Origin of the sequence: Pseudomonas sp. 22490 (assembly GCF_052044465.1) — a bacterium.
Classification (GTDB): Bacteria; Pseudomonadota; Gammaproteobacteria; order Pseudomonadales; family Pseudomonadaceae; genus Pseudomonas; species Pseudomonas aeruginosa.
This window is the reverse complement of sequence record NZ_JBQENS010000096.1, coordinates 1-662: the sequence shown is the minus strand read 5'-3', so window position 1 is coordinate 662 and position 662 is coordinate 1. Positions and strand designations below refer to the sequence as shown.

1 pseudogene is annotated in these 662 nt (G+C 64.4%); it reads right to left on the bottom strand.

The features are described from left to right. Positions 1 to 662 (bottom strand): annotated as a pseudogene (locus ACTJJX_RS35055) (hypothetical protein); the annotation flags it as partial.

The following is a 662-nucleotide window of genomic DNA, read 5'->3' as shown; positions in this document are numbered from 1 at the left end:
AACCACTGGAGATACGTGCACAGATCGGACGACACGCTACTGAGCGACACCGTCTGAGTACTGCCGAACCAGGGGAACGAGACGTCAGGAATAACCGGGCAGGCCTTGGAGAAGCGCCCGCTAGTGTCGAGCAGCTTCGACAGGTCATGGGTGTTCTCGCCGGTGGCCTTGATGGGTTCGTACTCAGGCCCGGAGAACTCACCGGCCAGCGTGTTCTTCAGGTCCTGAATCTTCTTGTCATCGACCGTACGGAACTCTTCATCCGCGCAGCGTGCGAGCTTTTCCTGGCGAACAATGGCGCACTGGATTGCGTCGCCGTTGCACTGAATCGCCACCTTGCAGTCACCGTCGCCGGAGATCGAGGAGCCACTGCCGCATTTGTTCGGGTCCTTGGCCGGATCGCACTGCCCGTCTCCCCCGCCATCACCACCGCCACCCGTGCCGCCGCCATCGCCATCACCGCCGCCAGTTCCACCGTTTCCGTCTCCCCCGCCGGTGCCGCCATCGCCGCCACCCGTTCCGCCATCACCGCCACCGCCTGTACCGCCACCAGTCCCGCCACCAGTCCCGCCACCATCGCCACCACCAGTTCCACCGCCATCACCACCAGGGTCTTTCGGGTCGGTCGGGTCTGTGGGATCGGTCGGCGTCTTCACGCACGT